We start from the raw sequence: 17,599 nt of genomic DNA, 5'->3' as shown, positions 1-17,599 counted from the left end.
TTCGGCGCTATAAAATGGCCTGCAAGCGTTTTAATTGAAACCGTTCCGCCTCGTCTTGAAGTCGACTCACCTGTGAGTCCCCCAGCTCGACAGTCAGATGCTCCCGGGCGGTGTTTGTGGGTCTTTGGCTGGGGGGAGCGTCGTAGAACTTGTCCAAGTGCCTCAAGGCGGAACGGACCAGGTTGATCCGCTCCTCCATCTCTTTGTTGGCGACGATCACTTGCAGGGTATGGCCCTGAAGCTGTGGCGTGAGCGGCCAACCTGTGACGGGAATGGCCGGGTATTGACGGGTTCCGCAGATCGCTAGCCAGGGCCGGCCGGTGCCAAGCGCATTGGATCTGAAAAAGTCGTCGCTACCGCCCTGAAGAGTGAGCGTGGGCAGGCCGAGGTGATTGATTTCAAGGTTGCCGGTGATGTCTGCGCCGGCTTCCTCGAAGTGGTTCAGGATGGCTTGTGCTTTGGTTTTTTCCGAACCGCCGGAGCTCGGCCGGTCCGGGTTGAAGGCCCGCACTAGGGGTTTGACGCTGGCGATGTCGTAGGCGCGCAGGTCTGCTCCCCACTGAATCCAGGCCTGGCTTGCGCTCTTTTTGCCGGAGAGGTGAAGCAATCCCCGGGAGTAGGCCGGAGCAACGCCTCTGACTTCCATGATCGTTTCTGTCTCGTCGGTCAGATTAACGGCGCGGCGATCCGGATAAAGGCTCAGGTCAAGCCCCGTGAGAGGCACGGTTTCAGGCTCCGGAATCAGGTCCTGAAACCGGATTTTTTCCGCAGTCAGTGTTTCGATAAGATCGAACGGTTGCAGGTAGGCCCCGTGGGGCAGCAAACGGTGAGTCAGAGCGCAGTATCTGACCGCTCGGCTGATTGCGCGTAGCGGCACCCCTGCCCGAATGGATTCCAGCCCAAGACTGGTGAGCGACCAGCCGTTCTTGCTGTGCTCGAGCAGGAATTCCCCTTCTTTTTGAAGCAGAAAGCTTTCCACCCTCTCGAAAGCCAGGCCGGTTAACGTGGCCAGGTCTTCAGGAGACTGGATACCGTGGCTGATGAGCTTGAGCAGAGTCAGGTCGTATTTGCTGATTTCTTCCCGGCCCCGCTCCGATACCAGAAGCTGCAGCTCAAGGCATGGCAATCGGCAAGGGTAGGAGTAGTAGAGCTGGTGGCCAAGTTCTGCCAGGGCTTGCTCCAGACGTTTCTCCCGGACAAACGAGGGTACGGCTTTTCTGGCGCGGTCAGGTGCATTCATGACTGTGGCTCCCTCTTCTTCTGTGACGGCTGAATTGTGCCTGGTGACTCCCGGTATCGCCATTTTGCTGCATCGAGGACCGCGTTGCGTTGCTCACAGTGTGTGATGAGGGTTTTCATGGCCTGCTTGAATTCCGTATCGGGCGCCTGCTTAAGTTTCCCAGGACGGGTGAGAGTTGAGGAATCTCCAATCATGATCAGTTGTCTTTTGGCTCGGGTCTGTGCCACGTTCAATCGCCGCCAGTCGGCCAGAAACCCGACGCTGCCTCGTGTGTTCGAGCGAGTGAACGGAAACAGGATGAGATCCCGCTCCTGGCCCTGGAAACTGTCAACGGAGGCGACCAGTTCGTTCAGTGGGGTGGTCAGGTGTTTCAGGCGGCTCTGCCGTTGGGCCTTTTTGATGGCCTGCTGGATTTTTTTCACGTGATTGGCATAGGGCACGATGACCCCGATTTCTCTTTGTTCTGAGAGCTCCGGATGTTCGGCGAGGGCTTGCTCCAGCAGGTTTACCACCAGTTCTGTCTCGATTTTGTTGTCCTGCACCACGTTGCGACCATCCTGCTGCACACTGCTCTCGAACCTGTCCGAAATCGTTCGGGTATCGACAAAGACCATCGGGCTGGGGGTAAAAGAGAACAGCGGTTTTTTCAGTTCCATGCCTTTCCCGGCAAAGTAACCGTTGTCATAGAAGGCTTCAGAGACAAAATCGCTGATCACGGCCGGGCATCGGAACTGGGTGTCGAGCATGACTTTCTTGTGGTCCGGGGTCAGTTCCCAGAGTTCTTCGAACCAGCTGTTGCGGTAAAGGTGGTCCAGGTGGCCGGCGCCACGGCTTTCGATCTCCTCCAGAACTTCATCCTGGACAACTGGAGGCAGTTGTTTGTGATCCCCCACCAGGATGGCTTTGGGCGCCCTGGACAGGGGGACAATAAGGTTGTGGGCCTGAATCTGGCCGGACTCGTCTACGATAACGACATCGAACTTCATGTTCCGGAAGCGCTTTTGGGTATTAATGCCGATGCAGGTGGCACCGACAACGTTAACGTGCTCGAAAAGCAGGTCGTAGAGGGCTTCCTGCCGCGCTGAACGGAGCTCGTTGAACCAGCCTTCAATGTCTGCCTGGAGTTCATCCAGCCGGGTTTTCAGGGCGTTGACCGCCTGAGTGCTGAAGTTCTCCGGACCGGGTATAGCGAGGCCGGCAACGAGATCATCCGGGCGATCTCTGAAAAAGCCTTGTTGCCTGGTGCGCAGTTCTGAAAGCTCCGCCTGGAGTTGTTGTATCTGCCGGTTGAGGGTTTGCTCCCGGGTAAGCGCGGTGCTCAGGGCCTTTTGTTGTTGGGTAACCTTGCGGCCGCTGAAGACCAGGCGGATTTTGGTGATCAGGGCGGGAATACAGAAGAGCAGTTGCAGGATCTGTTTCAGCCCGGCCGGCGCCACGGGGCTATGCAGCTTGTGCAACCGGTTTTGCAGGCTGTGCAGTTGTTGGGAGAGCCGGTGAATGCTTTTTTCGAGGGTCCGGGTCTCGGTTTTGACGGTGCTCCACTGTGATTGGGCCGACTGCTCCGCCTTGCTCTGGGCGTCTATTTGCTGCTTCAGGGCTTCAATCCCGGAGGCTGACGACCGGAGTTTATCGGCGTATGCCTGGCACTGCCTCAGATACTCCAGTGCCCTCCCTTCTTTATCGAACAGTTTGCTTTGCAATTCCGCCGCTTTGTTATCGAGGGTTATATGGGCGAGTGTGGAACTGATTTTGGCCTCGTTACCAATACGGATGCACTCACAGGTTTCATCCTCTGCGAGTTTCTCCAGTACATTATCGACGGCTTTATTGTTCTGGGAAGTCACCAGGACTCTTTTTCCCTGGCTCACAAAGTGCCGGACCCAGCTGAGGATAACGGTGGTTTTTCCGGTGCCGGGCGGGCCCAGGACAAGTGCGTAATCGTTGGTACCTGCGCCTTTTCGGATGGCTTTTAACTGCGACGCCGTGGGCGGGTAATCGCTTTCGGGCAGGGTAACTTCTGCCATATCGGTGGGCTGGAATTCGTACTCTCCGGCGAGTAAGGGGAGCAGCCAGGGATTGGTGGTGGCGCCTTCGGCCAGTTGTTCCAGAACGTTTTTCCTGACGCGCTGCAGGGTAGGTAGTGCGGCGAGCAGAAGTTCGCCGGATTCGGGTATTCTCAGGTGATCGGTCTGTGTGTCCAGGCTCAGGTTGATTTTTGCCTTGCCGGAGACCGGTTCCAGATCCTCAACGGAGAATCGGAGGTCATCCGGCAGCCCCATGGCATCGGCGGGAGCGAGAATCGAAGGCTTGATTTCGCGAATCCGCTCGTAATCCTGCTCATCCACGGTCACCTGATAGTACTGTTTGCGGTACTGGGTGCGGGAGAGTGCCTTGAGGTTGGTAAACAGAAAGCCTGGGGTTTGCTGGGCAAGTCGCTCTTCCAGTTCAAACTCGGCGTCGATGAAGCTTTCGAGGCCCGACACCAGGTCGGCCTCCAGCTCAGAGATCTGCCGGTGGGTATCCGCTGTTTGTCCTGCCTGGCCGGCCAGAGGACAGGACGTGCGGATGAGTTCTCGAAGATCCTGTGCATATTGCCCGCTGGCCCAGAACTGGTCACGTTTTTCCAGGTTGCCCATTTCCTGGGGGGTGAGTATTTCGATGCCATCGTGGGACAGCTGAATGCCCTCGCGGAACGCCCGTGCCCTGTCGGCATTGGTGGCGTAGTTAACATTGCCGAGCCACAACTTGGGTGTTCCGGAGCCCTGATTGACACTGCCTCTGAGGCTGTAGGGACCTACAATCAGGGTGACCTGGTCCTCTTGAGAAACCATGGCCCACGCACGCCGGGCTTGCCTGAGTTGCTGGAAAAGTTGCGCCTCACCGGGACCTGTCCGGGGCCAGTTTCTGCTCGTGGCTTTTCGGGTCTGGGGCAGGATGAGCGGTATGATCCGACCCCAGTTGGCGGTGTGTTGTTCGCCCCAGAAGGCAACGTTTTGTTGGCTGATATCCGGATTGATCACCGTCTGTTTCCTTGCAGTTGTTTGCGGGCACCGTTGATTTCGTTGGCAAACTGGCTGGCGGAAGTGTGTCTTTGCCGAGGGTCGAATCGGGTTGCCTTTTCCAGTAGTTCGGGGAGCCGGGTGCCACAAAATGCCGGCAGTATGGGCGGAGCGGAGGGTGCCCAGTCGCTGTAATCAGCGTTGTAGTCCCTCTGTTGGGCCGTTCCCGTCACCAGGAACCAGCCGGTTTGCCCAAGCCCGAAGACATCGGTGGCTGGTGAAATATTCTTATCCCGCCGTAGGTCCTGTTCAGGGGCCCGATAACAATAGGTGCCTTCCTCCTGGTTTCGGCCTTGAGCGGCGAGGCCGAAATCAATCAGATAGCAGTCTGTCAGGCGCTCGCCAGCGCCGGTTACGATGAGGTTGTCGGGTTTGATATCACGGTGCGTTAACTTTGCCTTGTGTATGGTGTCGAGCCGTCTGGCAGCCAGGTTCAGTGCCAGCAGCCGCCGGTCCAGGTCGTATCGGTCTTTCGGCATCCCGGTAAAGAACCGGTTGAGCGGCGTACCCCCGATCCAGTCCAGTAGCAGGTACAGGCAGTGCTGGTCCTGAAAGAGCTGATGGCAGTGGGGAGCGAGGCCAAAGGGGAGCCGGTTGAGAGCGGTAATTTCCCGACGGGCGACGGTTTCGCTGTTTTCTGCGAGGCTCAGTCGTTTAAGGCTGTAAAGCAGGCCGGTTTCCTGGTGACGGACCTTGAACAGGGCCCGACCTGTCTGGCTGTTCTCGTACAAGGTCTCGATCAATTGCAGTTTGCGGGCGTTGAGGATTGCCGTCATAGGGTGCTCCAGCGGTGCAGTTCCTGTCCGATTTCTGCGAATGCCGGCCGCTCGGCTGGGGTATCGTGAAGTGCTTTTTGCCAGAGCGGGGCCGCTTGTGCCGGCAGGCCCAGGGTGGAAACCAGGCTACGATAAAAGCCGGGGCGTATTTTCTGGGCTTTGAAGGCGCGGGCCTCCTGGCCGATCAGGTGGCGGCCGGTTAGCGCAAAGTAGACGCAGAGCATGAAACTGTATACATCCGTAGCCGGGGTTAGCCGTTTTCCGGCCTGATTAACCTCCGGCGCCTGGTAGGACTGGTTGAACGTCTGCCTGGCATCGACCAGAAGGGTGGCAAGCGTATCTGTCTGGCACAGTTCGAAATTGATCAGCTGCGGGCTGCCGTCTTCCTGAACCCGGATGTTGCGGGGAGTAATGGCCCGGTGGACGACCGCCGGCCGCAACTCTGCTATCGCGGCCAGCATACCAGCGAGCGCGTCCAGGAGCTTCAGACGGGCTTCTCTGGTCGGGTTTCCAAAGATCCACTTTTCAAGTGTCCATGGCGCACCGGGTTCAACAAAAACCAGCATTGAATCAGGCGCACTGCGGGTTTCATAAAAGTAGGGGATGCCAGGTATCCGGCGGCGGCTCAGGCGATGAAGGACCCGCGCTTCCCGGCCAATGCGGCTTAACTCCTCGGCACGGGACACACCGCTGAGGCTTGAGAGCCTGAACTCTTTTGCCCAGAGTTGATCGCCATCGAGGGTAGCCGGGTACACCGTGTAATAGGGACTGCTCTCCGATGCCAGCGGATTCTCGTAATCAACGTTGAAGCCGCCACCCACCGGATTACGTTCGGGGGCGCTGTCTACATTTAGCAGTCCCCGACATATCTGGTCTATGTCGGCCTCGCTCAGTTGCGCCCGGAACTTTTTACCCGTGTATTCTCTGGCGTAGGCCTTGATGCCTTGGGCAATGGACGCCGGCTGGCAGATCAGCACCTCGCCATCTTGCCAGGGCAGCGGGCAGGGTGTGTTGTCCATGCCCAGGCAGGTTACCTTTCCGGCCGGATGGGTGAAGACGACAATGCCCATCCGTCTTGCTCTGACCTCCTGAATGCTTTGCAATGCCGGAATCATGCTGAACGGCCTGATGGCTTCACGAACTTTAACCACCGGATTGGTGGTTTTCTGCTGTTTGCCGTTATGGCTGATAATCAGGGACTCCCGCTGATCTTTGCCCAGATGCAGGGTTATGTCGCCGTAGTAGTCTTTCAGCTCCAGGGGGAATATGCCCAGAGGGCATACCAGGAGTCCGTCCAGGCAGCGTGAACTGTTTTTCGAGGTTATGGCTGGTGACGGGATAATCCGAAACCCGGCCATGGTTCTTTCGGCGAACAGGGCATCAGCAATTGCCTGAAGGCCGGTCCGCTCATGGTAGCGTTCTTCCTGTACGCCTTCGAAAGGGTTATACGGCCATTCCTTTCGCACCAGCTCGGCCTGCTCGGCCACGGGGAACAGTAGTGCGCTCCAGTCGTTCTCCCGTGCCATCGGGGCCAACTGCTGGTAAAGGCTGGCCCCCCTGAAATCACTGGCATTGAGACCACTTTCCGTGACTTTTCTGTGGTCGACACCGTCGGATGTCAGCAGAAAGTTGGTGTCGGGTTGAAGGTCGACCAGCCTGGTTTCCGGAACCGGCACTTGGGGCTGGCCGAGTGTCTGGTCTGGCTGCGACAGGGCTTCATCCAACAACAGCCGAACCGGTTGGTTGTCTGAAAATGCATACAGGCGAATGTTGCCGACATAATCGACCTGGAAGCGTTGGCCGGTTCGGGTTACGACTGCACCAACGGCCTGGCAATCGGAGGCGGCCAGTCGCTCATGCAGGCTTTCAAAAATTGCCGCTGGAGCGGTCGGGTGTTCTCCGGCGTTGGCCTGCAACCAGTTCAGGCAAAGTTGCCGGGCACGCCCCGGGTTTGCACCGGATACGCCATCCAGCAAGATGGCCTGACGTCCGCTGGGGTGAATAAAGGTTGCATCGCCTTCGTTAAGACTGCCCCGTGCTTCCAGGAAATTCAGTACAGCGTTCATGTATGACAGGCTTCCGGTTCGTGTGGGTCAGATTTCTGCTGTGAAAAACGCACCCGCGCTCAAAGTGTAGTGTTTTATGGTGTCCAGGCGCGCAGAAGCAGGTCCGGGAGCGTGCCTGGCGAATTGTTCATGGAGCTGGCCGGCCTTTTTAAGGACCTTGACCCAGTCAAGTGATTCGTTGACAGCCATTATATTGTGGGCTGGGCTTGGGCCACCCTCCTCGCTGCCATGGTTAGCGGTTTCTGGTACCGGTTCAGTGATGGCCGTAAAGGTGAATTGAATCGGGTTGGCGCCGCTGTATTTTATTAGAGCCGCGTCCAGTAATTCTGTGTACTGCTCCGCAAGGGCGCCGGGTAAAGCGAGGAGCAGATCGTCACCACCCAGATAGAGCAGATCAACCGGCCCGGCCGTCAAGTTGTGTGCCTTGATCAGATTTGTCAGGGCTTCGAGCCAGCTTTTTCGCAACAATGACTCGAGCTGAGTGCTCAATTCTGGTCGTTCACACAGTGGCAGCGCGCTGAATCTCTGGCCTACGCTGTCGCCATCGTATTTTAGATAGGTTATCCGGTTGTCGGCATAAGGCAGTGCCCGGATCAGGTCCCGACGGGTCTCCGGCCGGGTTACAGGCAGTTGGTGTTCATCTCTCAGTCGCTCATAGATTGCCTGCCCCGTCATTCTGGAAAATGTTATTTCAGCGAGGCTGAAGGCGGTGCTGGCAAAGCCATAGGCTTGGCGTCCACTTGGGTTATACCAGATAGGGATCTGGTTCTCGCTATTGGTGAAAGCTGCCGATAACCGGTGGCCGCTGCAGGGGTGCCGGGAGGGTGTGGATTTGAACTGGAGGTCGATCAGGGTGTCCTCGGAGTCCACACCCGGAATGTTGATGTGGTTTTGGCCCGGTAACAAGTTGGCAGTGGCCAACTGAAAGAGCGACAGGCCTTTTCTGTGTTCTGTGCCCATCAGGGGCAGGATCTGGGCGGTTGCCAGCTGCTCTTTGCGGGCAGCCTCGTAGTAGGGGGCAAGGCGCGGATAGAATGTGCGTATGAGGGAACTGGACAGGTGTTCAGGGCTGTCCGGATCAAGGAAAAACCGGGTTGCCGCGTTGGATATTGCCGGCCCGGATATGGCGCCGCCTTGCGGGAAAGCCAGGATGGTTACGGCATCGTTATCGATCAGCAGGGCAGGTTCGAAGCCGTATTGTGCAGATTCCTCGGCCAAGAGATCTCTCATGCGGGCCGCCATTTGTGAGCACCAGGCGCTGGCCCCTCGTTGTATGAAAGGTTTGGTGCAGGCAGAAAGAAACGTTTGCGCTTTTTTGACTTTCAGGTAGAGCAAATCGACTTTGCAAGTGGTTAGAGTGTCCAACAGCTGGGGCTGAAGGCCCAGCAAAGGCGGCAGATCGTTCGCGCTGTATTCGGGATGTGTTGCGCGCATGGCCGACAGGCTCGCCATGATTTGGGCAGCCCTGAGTCCTTCGCGCCGGAATAAGGTGCGGAATTTGCGGGACCGTTCCTGACCCTGATGGGAGACGCCAAGAAGATCCAGCGCTGTCTGTTGTTGGGCTGGCTCGACCAGGCAGTCGATAATGACTTCAAGCGCTGCAGTGTAGTACAACTCCTTCGAAAGGGCGGTTCGGTGCTGTTCTGCTTTGGCCGTCTCTGCAAGGAGCAGACATACGAGGACGTTGAACCAGGATATCTCGACGCTGATCGGTTTTCGCCCGGGTTGGAATGGCATCTTTGTCTGCTGCAGGGCGTTGGCGAGTTCCAGGCTGTTGGCCCGTTGTCTGGAAAACGGATAGTCACGGCTTCTGCCGCCCCGCACTCGACTATGGCCGAGGCATATCTCAAGGAGCAGAAGCCAGCGTTGTCGTGCACCGAGCATGGGGACCAGTGCGTCTGAGCTGGTTTCAGTGAGTAAGTGTTTGAGCAGTGGGAAGTGCCCCTGCAGTGGTGCGGGTTTTTGGTGCGTGTCTTGCAAAAGTTTAGTCCGGTACTTCCATTTTAAGTGAGTATTCCCTGATCTGATAAACCTCTTCGCCAGGGCAGTCGACATATTGGAAGGCGATCCCCTGGGAGTGGCAAACAAGCGTGGCTGCTGATGAGGTGATCGACTTCCCGCCCGTAATATCAACAATCAGATCGTTCCTCGCCGCTTGGGGAGTTATGTGTAATCGGATCGTTTCCAGCGCATCGACTATTTCTGAGAGATTATCAAAATCAATGCCTTGCCCCCAGCTTTCTGGTGCAATATCTGCCAGAGTCCGGACTTTGAATGTTTGGGCGTCAGGAAGGCATGCATTGAGTAGCTCGACAAAGTGCGGAATTTGCTGATGGGACGACTGCTCGCCTGAGGAGCCAATGATCCAGACTTCTTTTAGAGTACCTTTGGATGCGTGGGCGTGAATGGCTTCAAGGGGAATGCGCCAGTTACTGTGGACAGAGCGTCGTTCAGTTGCTTCCGGTGTCATTACATTCTGCGCCTGTTCGCGATTATGGCTGAGAAAAATGACCAGCCGATGGCGTGGCTGAACGTCCAGGCTTTGGGCGGAGAGTAGGGCCTTCTCGAAGCGTGTTCTTGCCTTCCGGTGCAAGGTTGTCAGCCACAGAATCAAAAGCAGCACCGGTGCCGCAGAAACGAGAGCGCCCAGGGCACGATGGACAGAAAAAGCCTCGCTGCGCAGAATTGAGAACGCTTCGAAAAGGGTATCGGTTGCCCACCCCAATAACATCAGCATGACGACGATGCTGATAATGGAGGATTTATCCATTCCGCCAAACAGCGTGGTGATCAGCTGGCGGGCGGAACGGGTTGAGCCGGCTTGTTTCGCTTGTTGTTGGTAGGTGTTTTTAGAGATCAAAAAAAGTATCCATGGAGATGTTAAATTTTGGCTAACTGTACACCAATGGTCGTTCAGCTGTGTATTGTAACCGGCCAGCCGCTGGCAAATTTGATACCTATTTTGCAGGAAAATCCTGCTCGGGTGGCGCTTGCGGTCTCTGACGGGATGACCGCAGAGGCGGATAGCTTCGAACAAACGCTGGCCATGGCTGGTTGGGCCGATGAACTGGTTGACCGTTTTGAGGGCCTTCCTGCAACCGGTTATGACGGGATCTTTCTGCGGGCGCTGGAAATAGAAGAGGCTCTAATCGCCCGCCACCCAGGCTGCAGCATTGTTTATAATGCCACCGGCGGAAACAAGTTGATGGCCATGGCCTTTGGCTCTGTATTCGGCGCCGGCACAGAAAAGCGCCGGGTGATTTATGTTGATACACCCGGGAGGAGCATTGAGGTGTTGCACCCCAGGAGCGAGCCTCCTGTGCCCATGGCATCGGTGCTCAACCTGGAACTTTATTTGAAGGCAGAAGGTAAAACGGTTCGAAGTCGGCAGGATAGTGATCCTGTCTGGCGGGAAGCGGCAGATATGCGCAAACCGGCTACCCGGTTTCTTGCGAACAATGCAGATCAGTTGGGCTGGTTGGTATCGCAGTTCAACAGGCAGTTGGGGCCGTTTCATGGCAGCGGAGATTCACCGTCGGCACTCAGGCTGGAAGGTCGCCCAAGGGGGCTGGCGCTCAGGGCGCTGGAACGTCTTGTAGAAACGGGCGTGCTCGCGCCTGGCAAAGATCACTCGGAATGGAGGTTAAGCGCGCCGGATGCAGTGAAATACCTCAGTGGTGCCTGGCTGGAAGAGTACGTCTGGTTAGTAGCCAGAGACTGTGGGGTGGATGAGGTTGCGCTGAGCCTGACTATGACAGACGACTTTGCCCGCAAGGCGGATCTTCGAAATGAGATCGATGTTGCTGTGGTTCACGCAAATCAGCTACTGCTTATTGAATGTAAAACCGGCAACCTGGCAAGGGATGGTAAGGACCAAGATACTGTATATAAATTGGATAGCCTGGCAGACCAGGCAGGAGGCATTCTGGGAGCGGGACTATTAGTATCTTTTCAGCCTCTGGAACGGACTACTCGTGGTGGTCGTAAAGTAAATATTAGGGCCAGAGCCGGGAGTGTTGCTCTTTATACCTGTGAAGCCGGGCAATTATCGAATTTGAAATATTCAATACAACATTGGATGCAAACTGGTAAATGGGAGGTGGTGTGACTTGTTGGTTTGTAAGCAGGCATTCGGGAGCTAGGGAGTGGGCAAGTCGCCAGGGAATTCATGTTGATTGCTGGGTTGAACACCTTGCGCCCGAGCAGGTAAAAGAGGGTGACGTAGTGTATGGCACCTTACCTATACCTCTGGTCGCCCTGATAAACGGCAGGGGAGCGAGATATATTCATTTGGTGCTTGATTTGTCACCCTCTCTACGCGGTAAAGAACTGTCCCCCGAAGAAATGGAAGCAGGTGGGGCGAAGTTTCAGGAATACAAAGTGATTAAAGTCTAGGCCGCGCATTTAATATTGTGCTTAATTTCAACATTAAATCTGGCTAATGGTTAAAATTATTTTGCCAATAAAAAACCGATCGTATATTATTGGGCTCGACTTCAAGTCAACTCCTATATCTTTTTAAAACCCCTAATTGAATAAGGTTTTAATTCCATGGCAAAGATTAACGATTACTACCAGAAGAAACAGCTTATGGAAAAGCTTTCTGCAGAGCTGGAACAGCTTGAAAAAGACCAGGCTCTGAAAGGCGAACTGGAGTTTGAAAACAAGGTTCGCGCATTGATGAAGGAGTATGACAAGTCACCGAAGGATGTTCTTCAGATTCTTTCTGCAATTGATCCCTCAGTGTCCGGGGCAAAGGCTGACACAACCGCTGGCAGCCGCCCAAAGCGCCCGATGAAGACTTACAAGAACCCGCACACCGGTGAAGTGGTCAAGACCCGTGGTGGCAATCATAAGACGCTGAATGAGTGGCGTCAGAAGCATGGTAAGGAAGCTGTGCAGAGCTGGCAGCAGGACTGATTCAGGCCTGCATTTGCTTCCCCCCTCTCCCCCGGCCCCTCTCCCGCAGGGGGAGAGGGGAGCTCAAAATCAAAGTTCTTCTTTAGCCCCTCTCCCGCAGGGGGAGAGGGGAGCTCAAAATCAAAGTTCTTCTTTAGCCCCTCTCCCCTGGCGGGAGAGGGGTTGGGGAGAGGGGGGATTAACCAACCACCACTCTGTTTCTTCCCCCCTCCTTGGCGGCATACAGCGCCTCATCCGCCTTCTGCATCCACTGCATATAGTTCTCAGGCTTTTCCGTTAACTGGGCAATGCCAATGCTGATGGTATAGCGGATCGGCGCCACGCTGGTTTCCACCACGCTCTGTTCAATGCTCTCTCGTATCCGTTCGCAGATGATACGTGCGCCTTCTGCGTCGGTTTCCGGCAGTATGATGCCGAATTCCTCACCGCCGTAGCGGCCAGCGCTGTCGGATTGGCGGATGGCATTGCGGGTGAGACTAGCGGTGTGTTTGATCACTTCGTCCCCTGCCAGATGGCCATGGGTGTCATTAACCGGCTTGAAGTGGTCAATATCAAACATCACCAGGCTGGTGGTGTGGCCGTAGCGGCGGAAGCGTTCGAATTCGGCGTCCACCAGGTTTTCCCAGGTGCCCCGGTTGAGCAGGCCGGTGAGGCGGTCGGTCATGCTCAGTTTGGCCAACTGTTCGTTGGCCCGTTCCAAAGCCATTTTACTGCTGGCGATGTCGGTAACGTCGTACACCATCAGGCACACTTTCTCGACTTCCCCATTTGTGCCGGAGAGCGGGCTGATGGTGAGGTTCTGGAACATGTACTCTTCAGTTCCGGTGATAGGGCGGGTATTGCGGAACTGGAACAGGTAAGGGCGTTGCTCCCACGATGTAAAGGCTTTGGTGTTGAGCAGGGCTACGGCATCTACTTTGCGGGTCAGCCAGGCTTGGGGGATATCCGGGAATACATCAAACAATACCTGGCCCTGGATCTTGCTGGCGGTGATGCCGCTGTGGTTTTCCATGAATCCGTTCCAGACTTCGACTTTGAAATCCAGGTCCAGCACCACCAGGCCCACTTCCACGGATTCCAGCATGTCCATCAGCCAATGAAAGGTGTTGGCTTCAGATTCTTCTATGGCCATGAGTCAGTCCACCAGATATTGCAGGCGATCTTCGAGAAAAGGCACTGAATCCTCGGTGAGAAGGATCAGCATGTCGCATTCGATGTCCCGGTCTTCCAGGGCGTAGCAGATTTCGATACACAGCAGCTGTTCTTCACGGGCGCTGTGGTGCTCCAACAATTCGGTAATTTGGCGGTGCTGCCCCAGCACCGTGGGGTGGCCAAGGCTGAGTTTCAGGTCGAGCTGGTCGCCAATGCCTTTAAGGAAGGCGCCGAAGAGTATGCTGGACATATCCATCAGAACCTCTACGTTCACCGCTTCACCTACCAGGGTGTCGTAGTGAAGCATTTCCGCCATTTCCCGGAAGCTGGCGTCTGCGAATAGCAGAAGAGCTTCTCCAGCGATGCCGGCCCCGGTGAAGCCCTGGCACACGGCGGAATAGGTGTCGCTGTCGCTGACCGAGGAAATGGCCATGTGCAGTTCGGAGTTGGCCAGGAAGGCTACCTTGGGAATCGGCTGTTTCACGAAGACGCGCAGAAGGCGAGCCAGAAGGTCGGAGGACCGGCCCATGGCGACGTTGGAGATCTCCTGCAGGTAGTCGTTCAGGGAAACGGAGATTTCCGGAGCGGCACTGCCTGTGCTCTTCAGGCTGCTGTCCTGTAGCGCCGAATCTTCGAGTTCTCCGGGGCGGTACACTCCGTATTCCACCAGCAGGTCAAGTACGGTGCAGGTTTCTGTCGGCTTTTTGATGAAATCGATGGCGCCGAGTTTTTTCACCCGCTCCCGGGCTTCGGGCTGGATATCGCCGGAAACCACGATGGTCATCACCGGCAGGTCTTCCTCGCGGATCTGCTCCAGTACCTGATAGCCGTCCATTTCCGGCATGTTCAGATCCAGGAACATCAGCTCTGCCTCATGCCTCCGCAATTTCTCAAGGGCTTCCACGCCGTCTTTTGCGTAACTGACATCCCCCCGCAGCCCCTCCGGCAGGGCCCGGGCCATTTGTTTTCTGGCAAGGGCGGAGTCGTCGCAGATCAGTATGCGGGTGGTCATTGAGGAAGCCGTTGAGGGTTGATCATAAGGGGCGAAAGTATATCAGTAGTGGTTGTTATGTACACGTTTGCTACAGCGTTCGTAACCGTAGGTAAGGTGTTGTAAGCATATTAAACCAAAGGTTTTGTGACTGTATTCAAACTTGGCCGAGTATTACTGAATTGTAAACGGCGATTGTGAACCTGCTCACTCTATTGGCCGGTCTGCCTTGTTTATAGTGTGTCGTCGGCACATAAAATAATAATGGTTTTTCAGAGACGCAATTATATGAGACAGCAGGCGTATGGATACGCTGCCGTCACCCTGTTCTGCCTGGGTATTGCGCCCGTTGCCCAGGCCGAGCTGAAGCCCATTTCAGACGAAACAATGGGTGAGGTGACCGGGCAGGGGTTTATTCAGATTGAAAACATACCGGGAGATCCCCACCAGTTCACGCGGATGACGCTGAGCATGGACGTGGAAACCCGGATGAATGTGGACGATGTGAAAGCGGGTGAGATCGACGGCGGAGTGGACTTCGCGGCGCAGCACGTGGCCCTGGGGCACATTGCCCGTAATGACGGCGTTCAGTATAACGGTCGCGCCTACAATGCCGGTGACACGGTGCCTTTTGAAGCGTTCCAGCCCTATATCGAGCTGGCGGAAGATCCCTCCGAGGGCAGGCTCTCCGGATTCCGCATGGGGTTCGGGCAGGCGAGGGGATCTGTCTCTTCACTGACCAGCAGTTTCAGTGGCGATATCGGGCTTAAGCTTGTTGATGATAGCGGTACCGAATTTGACGCCACCTTATTCGACCAGAATTCCCAGGCCACCAACTATCGGGCCAGTTACATTGGTATAAACGATGGTTCGGCCGATTGCGCTCAGGGCATCAACTGTGCGCCGCTGACCCAATTGCAGTCGCTGTTTGTGGGCCAGGAAAGCACGGATGGCACGACCGGCTTCACCAGCGACTTCTTTATCGGCTTCCAGCGAGAAGGTGTTGAGTGGCAAAGCCCGGATGGCACGAACGTAATCAATGCCGGCAAGGGCGTGTTTATCAATCTGCCCACGAGCATGAAGGTGGATATGAGCCAGCTGATCAACCAGGGCTTGCCGCGACTGCAGACCCACCGGGAGGATATGGGTACCCGGCTGTTCTAGATGCTAAACTCCCGCCAGTCCGAAATTTATTTGGCAGGAGTTTAGTCCCTTGATCCGCTCTTTTTACTGGCACGATTACGAAACCTTCGGTGTAGATCCGGTTCATGACAGGCCTTCCCAGTTTGCCGGTGTGCGGACGGACGCGGATCTGAACATCATCGAGGATCCGCTGGTGCTTTACTGCAAGCCGGCGGACGATTACCTGCCATCGCCCGAAGCCTGTCTGATTACCGGGATCACCCCGCAAAAGGCCCTGGAAGATGGCTTTCCAGAGGCAGAGTTCATCGCCCAGATTAATGAAGCCTTCAGTCAGCCCGGCACCTGTGTGGTTGGCTACAACAGCCTGCGCTTTGACGACGAAGTGACTCGGCACACCCTCTACCGCAACCTGCGCGATCCCTACGCACGAGAATGGCAGAACGGCAATTCCCGCTGGGACATCATTGATATGGTGCGCCTGACCTACGCCCTGCGCCCGGAGGGTATCAACTGGCCCCGGAAGGAAGATGGCAGCCCCAGTTTCAAGCTGGAGGAGCTGACCGTTGCCAACGGCATCGCCCACGAAGCGGCCCACGACGCCGTGTCGGATGTTGAGGCAACCATTGCGGTAGCCAGACTGATCAAGGAGAAACAGCCAAAGCTCTTTGATTTTGTGCTGCAGAACAAGGACAAACACTCGGCACGGGCCATGCTGGATACGGCCACTATGAAGCCGGTGTTCCACGTGTCCGCCAAGTACCCAGCGAGCCGGGGTTGCTGTGCCCTGGTCGCACCCGTAGCCGAGCATTCCACAAATAAGAACCAGGTGATTGTCTACGACCTGCGTGAAGACCCCGGCGAGCTGATCAACGCCAGTGCTGAACAGATTCGTGAGCGGGTATTTACTTCCCAGGCGGAATTGGGGGAGGGGGTGAGCCGCTTTCCGCTGAAAGGGGTGCAGCTGAACAAATGCCCGGTGCTGGCGCCAGCGAACATGCTTTCCACCCTTTCACAGGAACGCCTGGAAGAACTGGCCTTGGATGGTGATACTTTGCGGGCCAACCTGGCCATGCTGCGCAAGGCTCCGGATCTACCAGCCAGGATTGCCGAGGCCTTCGACCAGCCCCACGAAAGCGACCTCACAGACCCGGACGAACAGCTCTATGCTGGCGGTTTTATCAGCAAAACCGACCGCGAGAAGCTGAACTGGGTGCTGGAGCAGCCGGTGGAAACACTCGGCGAGCTGGATGTGACCTTTGAAGATGATCGCCTGCAGGAGCTGCTGTTTCGCTATCGGGCCAGGAATTATCCGGGCAGCCTGATGGGTGAGGAGCTGGAGCGATGGGAGGAGTTTCGCAGCCAGAGGCTAATGCACCCGAAGAAGGGCTGGCGGTCTTTGGAGGCTTATGCCCAGGAGTTACAGCGTCTGGCGGCGGACCCGGAACTGACGCCGGAGCGGCGGCATATCCTGGAGGATTTGCATTTGTATGGGGAATCTTTGATTCCTTATATCTGGGGATAAAGATGTTGGCTCCGTTGGAGCCGCCGTAAGGGCTTGCCCCCCCTCTCCCCAACCCCTCTCCCGCGAGGGGAGAGGGGCTAAATAGAGTTATCCGGACATGTGATCGAGAAGCCCGGCTCTGCGTTAGCCGGAAAAAGGAGCCAGGCAGAGTTATCTTGGGAATTTGATCCGAAGACTCCCCTCTCCCCTTTGTGGGAGAGGGGCCGGGGGAGAGGGGGGGTATCGAGCGCGAGACCATTGCATCCCCCGCAAAACGGGCAGGAAGCCCACCACAAACCCAGGGACGAACCATGAACCAAACAACCTTCACCAAACACCTCCGCAAAAATATGACCGACGCCGAAAGGCGCCTCTGGTTCCACCTCCGTGCCTACCGACTCAATGGAAAACGCTTCCGCCGACAGCAACCGTTGGGACCCTTTATTGTGGATTTCGTGCATTTCGGTTCAAAAGTCATCGTTGAGGCTGATGGTGGGCAGCACAGTGAGTCAGCAACTGACGAACGAAGAGACGCTTGGTTGAAAGCGCAGGGTTACAGGGTGCTTCGGTTCTGGAACCACGAGATTCTACGACAGACCGATGTGGTGCTCTCGGTTATTTACAAAGCAGTTGAAGGCCGAGGGGAATGAAGGAGTAACAATTTAACCACCCCCTCTCCCGCCAGGGGAGGGGGCTTTGATGGTGTTGTCCTCATTTCTGTACCCCTAATCTCCCCTCTCCCCTGGCGGGA

Annotated in this window: 14 protein-coding genes; 6 read left to right on the top strand and 8 right to left on the bottom strand. The window is 56.2% G+C overall.

Annotated features, from left to right (window positions below):
* Positions 1 to 7 precede the first annotated feature (7 nt).
* Genes AC5JQH_RS03080 through AC5JQH_RS03055 form a run of 6 tightly spaced genes read right to left on the bottom strand, consistent with a single transcriptional unit; the run spans position 8 to position 10,001 of the window.
* On the bottom strand, positions 8 to 1,240 hold the full coding sequence (locus AC5JQH_RS03080) for a hypothetical protein (protein ID WP_493805270.1): 1,233 nt from the start codon (positions 1,238 to 1,240) through the stop codon (positions 8 to 10).
* On the bottom strand, positions 1,237 to 4,260 hold the full coding sequence (locus tag AC5JQH_RS03075; protein ID WP_493805269.1) for a DEAD/DEAH box helicase: 3,024 nt from the start codon (positions 4,258 to 4,260) through the stop codon (positions 1,237 to 1,239). The genes AC5JQH_RS03080 and AC5JQH_RS03075 overlap by 4 nt, the downstream gene beginning before the upstream one ends.
* Positions 4,257 to 5,075 (bottom strand): serine/threonine protein kinase, encoded by an 819-nt coding sequence (locus AC5JQH_RS03070; RefSeq protein WP_493805268.1) that lies wholly within the window; start codon positions 5,073 to 5,075, stop codon positions 4,257 to 4,259. Before AC5JQH_RS03070 ends, AC5JQH_RS03075 begins: the two co-directional genes overlap by 4 nt.
* Complete coding sequence (locus AC5JQH_RS03065) at positions 5,072 to 7,141, bottom strand: protein kinase domain-containing protein (protein WP_493805267.1); 2,070 nt, start codon at positions 7,139 to 7,141, stop codon at positions 5,072 to 5,074. Before AC5JQH_RS03065 ends, AC5JQH_RS03070 begins: the two co-directional genes overlap by 4 nt.
* A 27-nt stretch (positions 7,142 to 7,168) precedes the next feature.
* Complete coding sequence (locus tag AC5JQH_RS03060) at positions 7,169 to 9,121, bottom strand: hypothetical protein (RefSeq protein ID WP_493805266.1); 1,953 nt, start codon at positions 9,119 to 9,121, stop codon at positions 7,169 to 7,171.
* Positions 9,122 to 9,125: 4 nt separating this feature from the next.
* Positions 9,126 to 10,001 (bottom strand): hypothetical protein, encoded by an 876-nt coding sequence (locus tag AC5JQH_RS03055; protein ID WP_493805265.1) that lies wholly within the window; start codon positions 9,999 to 10,001, stop codon positions 9,126 to 9,128.
* Positions 10,002 to 10,028: 27 nt separating this feature from the next.
* On the opposite strand from AC5JQH_RS03055, the gene AC5JQH_RS03050 reads away from it, so the two are divergent.
* From AC5JQH_RS03050 to AC5JQH_RS03040, 3 genes are all read left to right on the top strand, one after another.
* Positions 10,029 to 11,249: a Card1-like endonuclease domain-containing protein gene (locus AC5JQH_RS03050; protein ID WP_493805264.1), complete on the top strand. Its 1,221-nt coding sequence runs from the start codon at positions 10,029 to 10,031 to the stop codon at positions 11,247 to 11,249.
* Positions 11,234 to 11,536 carry a CRISPR-associated protein Csx16 gene (gene csx16 / locus AC5JQH_RS03045; RefSeq protein ID WP_493805263.1) on the top strand — a complete coding sequence of 101 codons (303 nt, stop codon included), beginning with the start codon at positions 11,234 to 11,236 and terminating at the stop codon, positions 11,534 to 11,536. Before AC5JQH_RS03050 ends, csx16 begins: the two co-directional genes overlap by 16 nt.
* A 156-nt stretch (positions 11,537 to 11,692) precedes the next feature.
* On the top strand, positions 11,693 to 12,061 hold the full coding sequence (locus AC5JQH_RS03040; RefSeq protein WP_053112590.1) for a histone-like nucleoid-structuring protein, MvaT/MvaU family: 369 nt from the start codon (positions 11,693 to 11,695) through the stop codon (positions 12,059 to 12,061).
* Between the two features lie 178 nt (positions 12,062 to 12,239).
* Here AC5JQH_RS03040 and AC5JQH_RS03035 read toward each other — a convergent pair whose 3' ends face one another.
* Both AC5JQH_RS03035 and AC5JQH_RS03030 read right to left on the bottom strand, forming a co-directional pair.
* On the bottom strand, positions 12,240 to 13,193 hold the full coding sequence (locus tag AC5JQH_RS03035) for a sensor domain-containing diguanylate cyclase (RefSeq protein ID WP_493805262.1): 954 nt from the start codon (positions 13,191 to 13,193) through the stop codon (positions 12,240 to 12,242).
* Positions 13,194 to 13,196: 3 nt separating this feature from the next.
* The gene (locus tag AC5JQH_RS03030) at positions 13,197 to 14,225 is read right to left on the bottom strand and encodes a response regulator (protein WP_491713971.1); all 1,029 of its coding nucleotides are present in this window, start codon (positions 14,223 to 14,225) and stop codon (positions 13,197 to 13,199) included.
* A 267-nt stretch (positions 14,226 to 14,492) separates the two neighbouring features.
* Here AC5JQH_RS03030 and AC5JQH_RS03025 point away from each other — a divergent pair, with 267 nt between their 5' ends.
* The 3 genes from AC5JQH_RS03025 to AC5JQH_RS03015 all read left to right on the top strand — a co-directional run bounded on the left by AC5JQH_RS03025 (position 14,493) and on the right by AC5JQH_RS03015 (position 17,498).
* Entirely contained in the window at positions 14,493 to 15,368 is an 876-nt protein-coding gene (locus tag AC5JQH_RS03025) for a hypothetical protein (RefSeq protein WP_008171304.1), read from the top strand.
* A 49-nt stretch (positions 15,369 to 15,417) separates the two neighbouring features.
* Positions 15,418 to 16,869, top strand: coding sequence for an exodeoxyribonuclease I (sbcB, locus tag AC5JQH_RS03020; protein ID WP_493805261.1), 1,452 nt, complete (start codon positions 15,418 to 15,420; stop codon positions 16,867 to 16,869).
* A 290-nt stretch (positions 16,870 to 17,159) separates the two neighbouring features.
* Positions 17,160 to 17,498, top strand: a complete 339-nt coding sequence (locus AC5JQH_RS03015; protein WP_493805260.1) for an endonuclease domain-containing protein — start codon at positions 17,160 to 17,162, stop codon at positions 17,496 to 17,498.
* The last annotated feature ends 101 nt before the right edge of the window (positions 17,499 to 17,599 follow it).

This window comes from Marinobacter sp. H13 (genome assembly GCF_059072335.1).
Note: the sequence above shows the minus strand (reverse complement) of the source record. Positions and strands in the feature narration are given on the sequence as shown.

What these genes read in the sequence shown, in the direction of transcription:
- AC5JQH_RS03080 (WP_493805270.1), bottom strand. Translation starts at nt 1,240, where the DNA reads ATGAATGCACCTGACCGCGCCAGAAAAGCCGTACCCTCGTTTGTCCGG.
- AC5JQH_RS03070 (WP_493805268.1), bottom strand. Translation starts at nt 5,075, where the DNA reads ATGACGGCAATCCTCAACGCCCGCAAACTGCAATTGATCGAGACCTTG.
- AC5JQH_RS03065 (WP_493805267.1), bottom strand. Translation starts at nt 7,141, where the DNA reads ATGAACGCTGTACTGAATTTCCTGGAAGCACGGGGCAGTCTTAACGAA.
- csx16 (WP_493805263.1), top strand. Translation starts at nt 11,234, where the DNA reads ATGGGAGGTGGTGTGACTTGTTGGTTTGTAAGCAGGCATTCGGGAGCT.
- AC5JQH_RS03040 (WP_053112590.1), top strand. Translation starts at nt 11,693, where the DNA reads ATGGCAAAGATTAACGATTACTACCAGAAGAAACAGCTTATGGAAAAG.
- AC5JQH_RS03035 (WP_493805262.1), bottom strand. Translation starts at nt 13,193, where the DNA reads ATGGCCATAGAAGAATCTGAAGCCAACACCTTTCATTGGCTGATGGAC.
- AC5JQH_RS03030 (WP_491713971.1), bottom strand. Translation starts at nt 14,225, where the DNA reads ATGACCACCCGCATACTGATCTGCGACGACTCCGCCCTTGCCAGAAAA.
- AC5JQH_RS03025 (WP_008171304.1), top strand. Translation starts at nt 14,493, where the DNA reads ATGAGACAGCAGGCGTATGGATACGCTGCCGTCACCCTGTTCTGCCTG.
- AC5JQH_RS03015 (WP_493805260.1), top strand. Translation starts at nt 17,160, where the DNA reads ATGAACCAAACAACCTTCACCAAACACCTCCGCAAAAATATGACCGAC.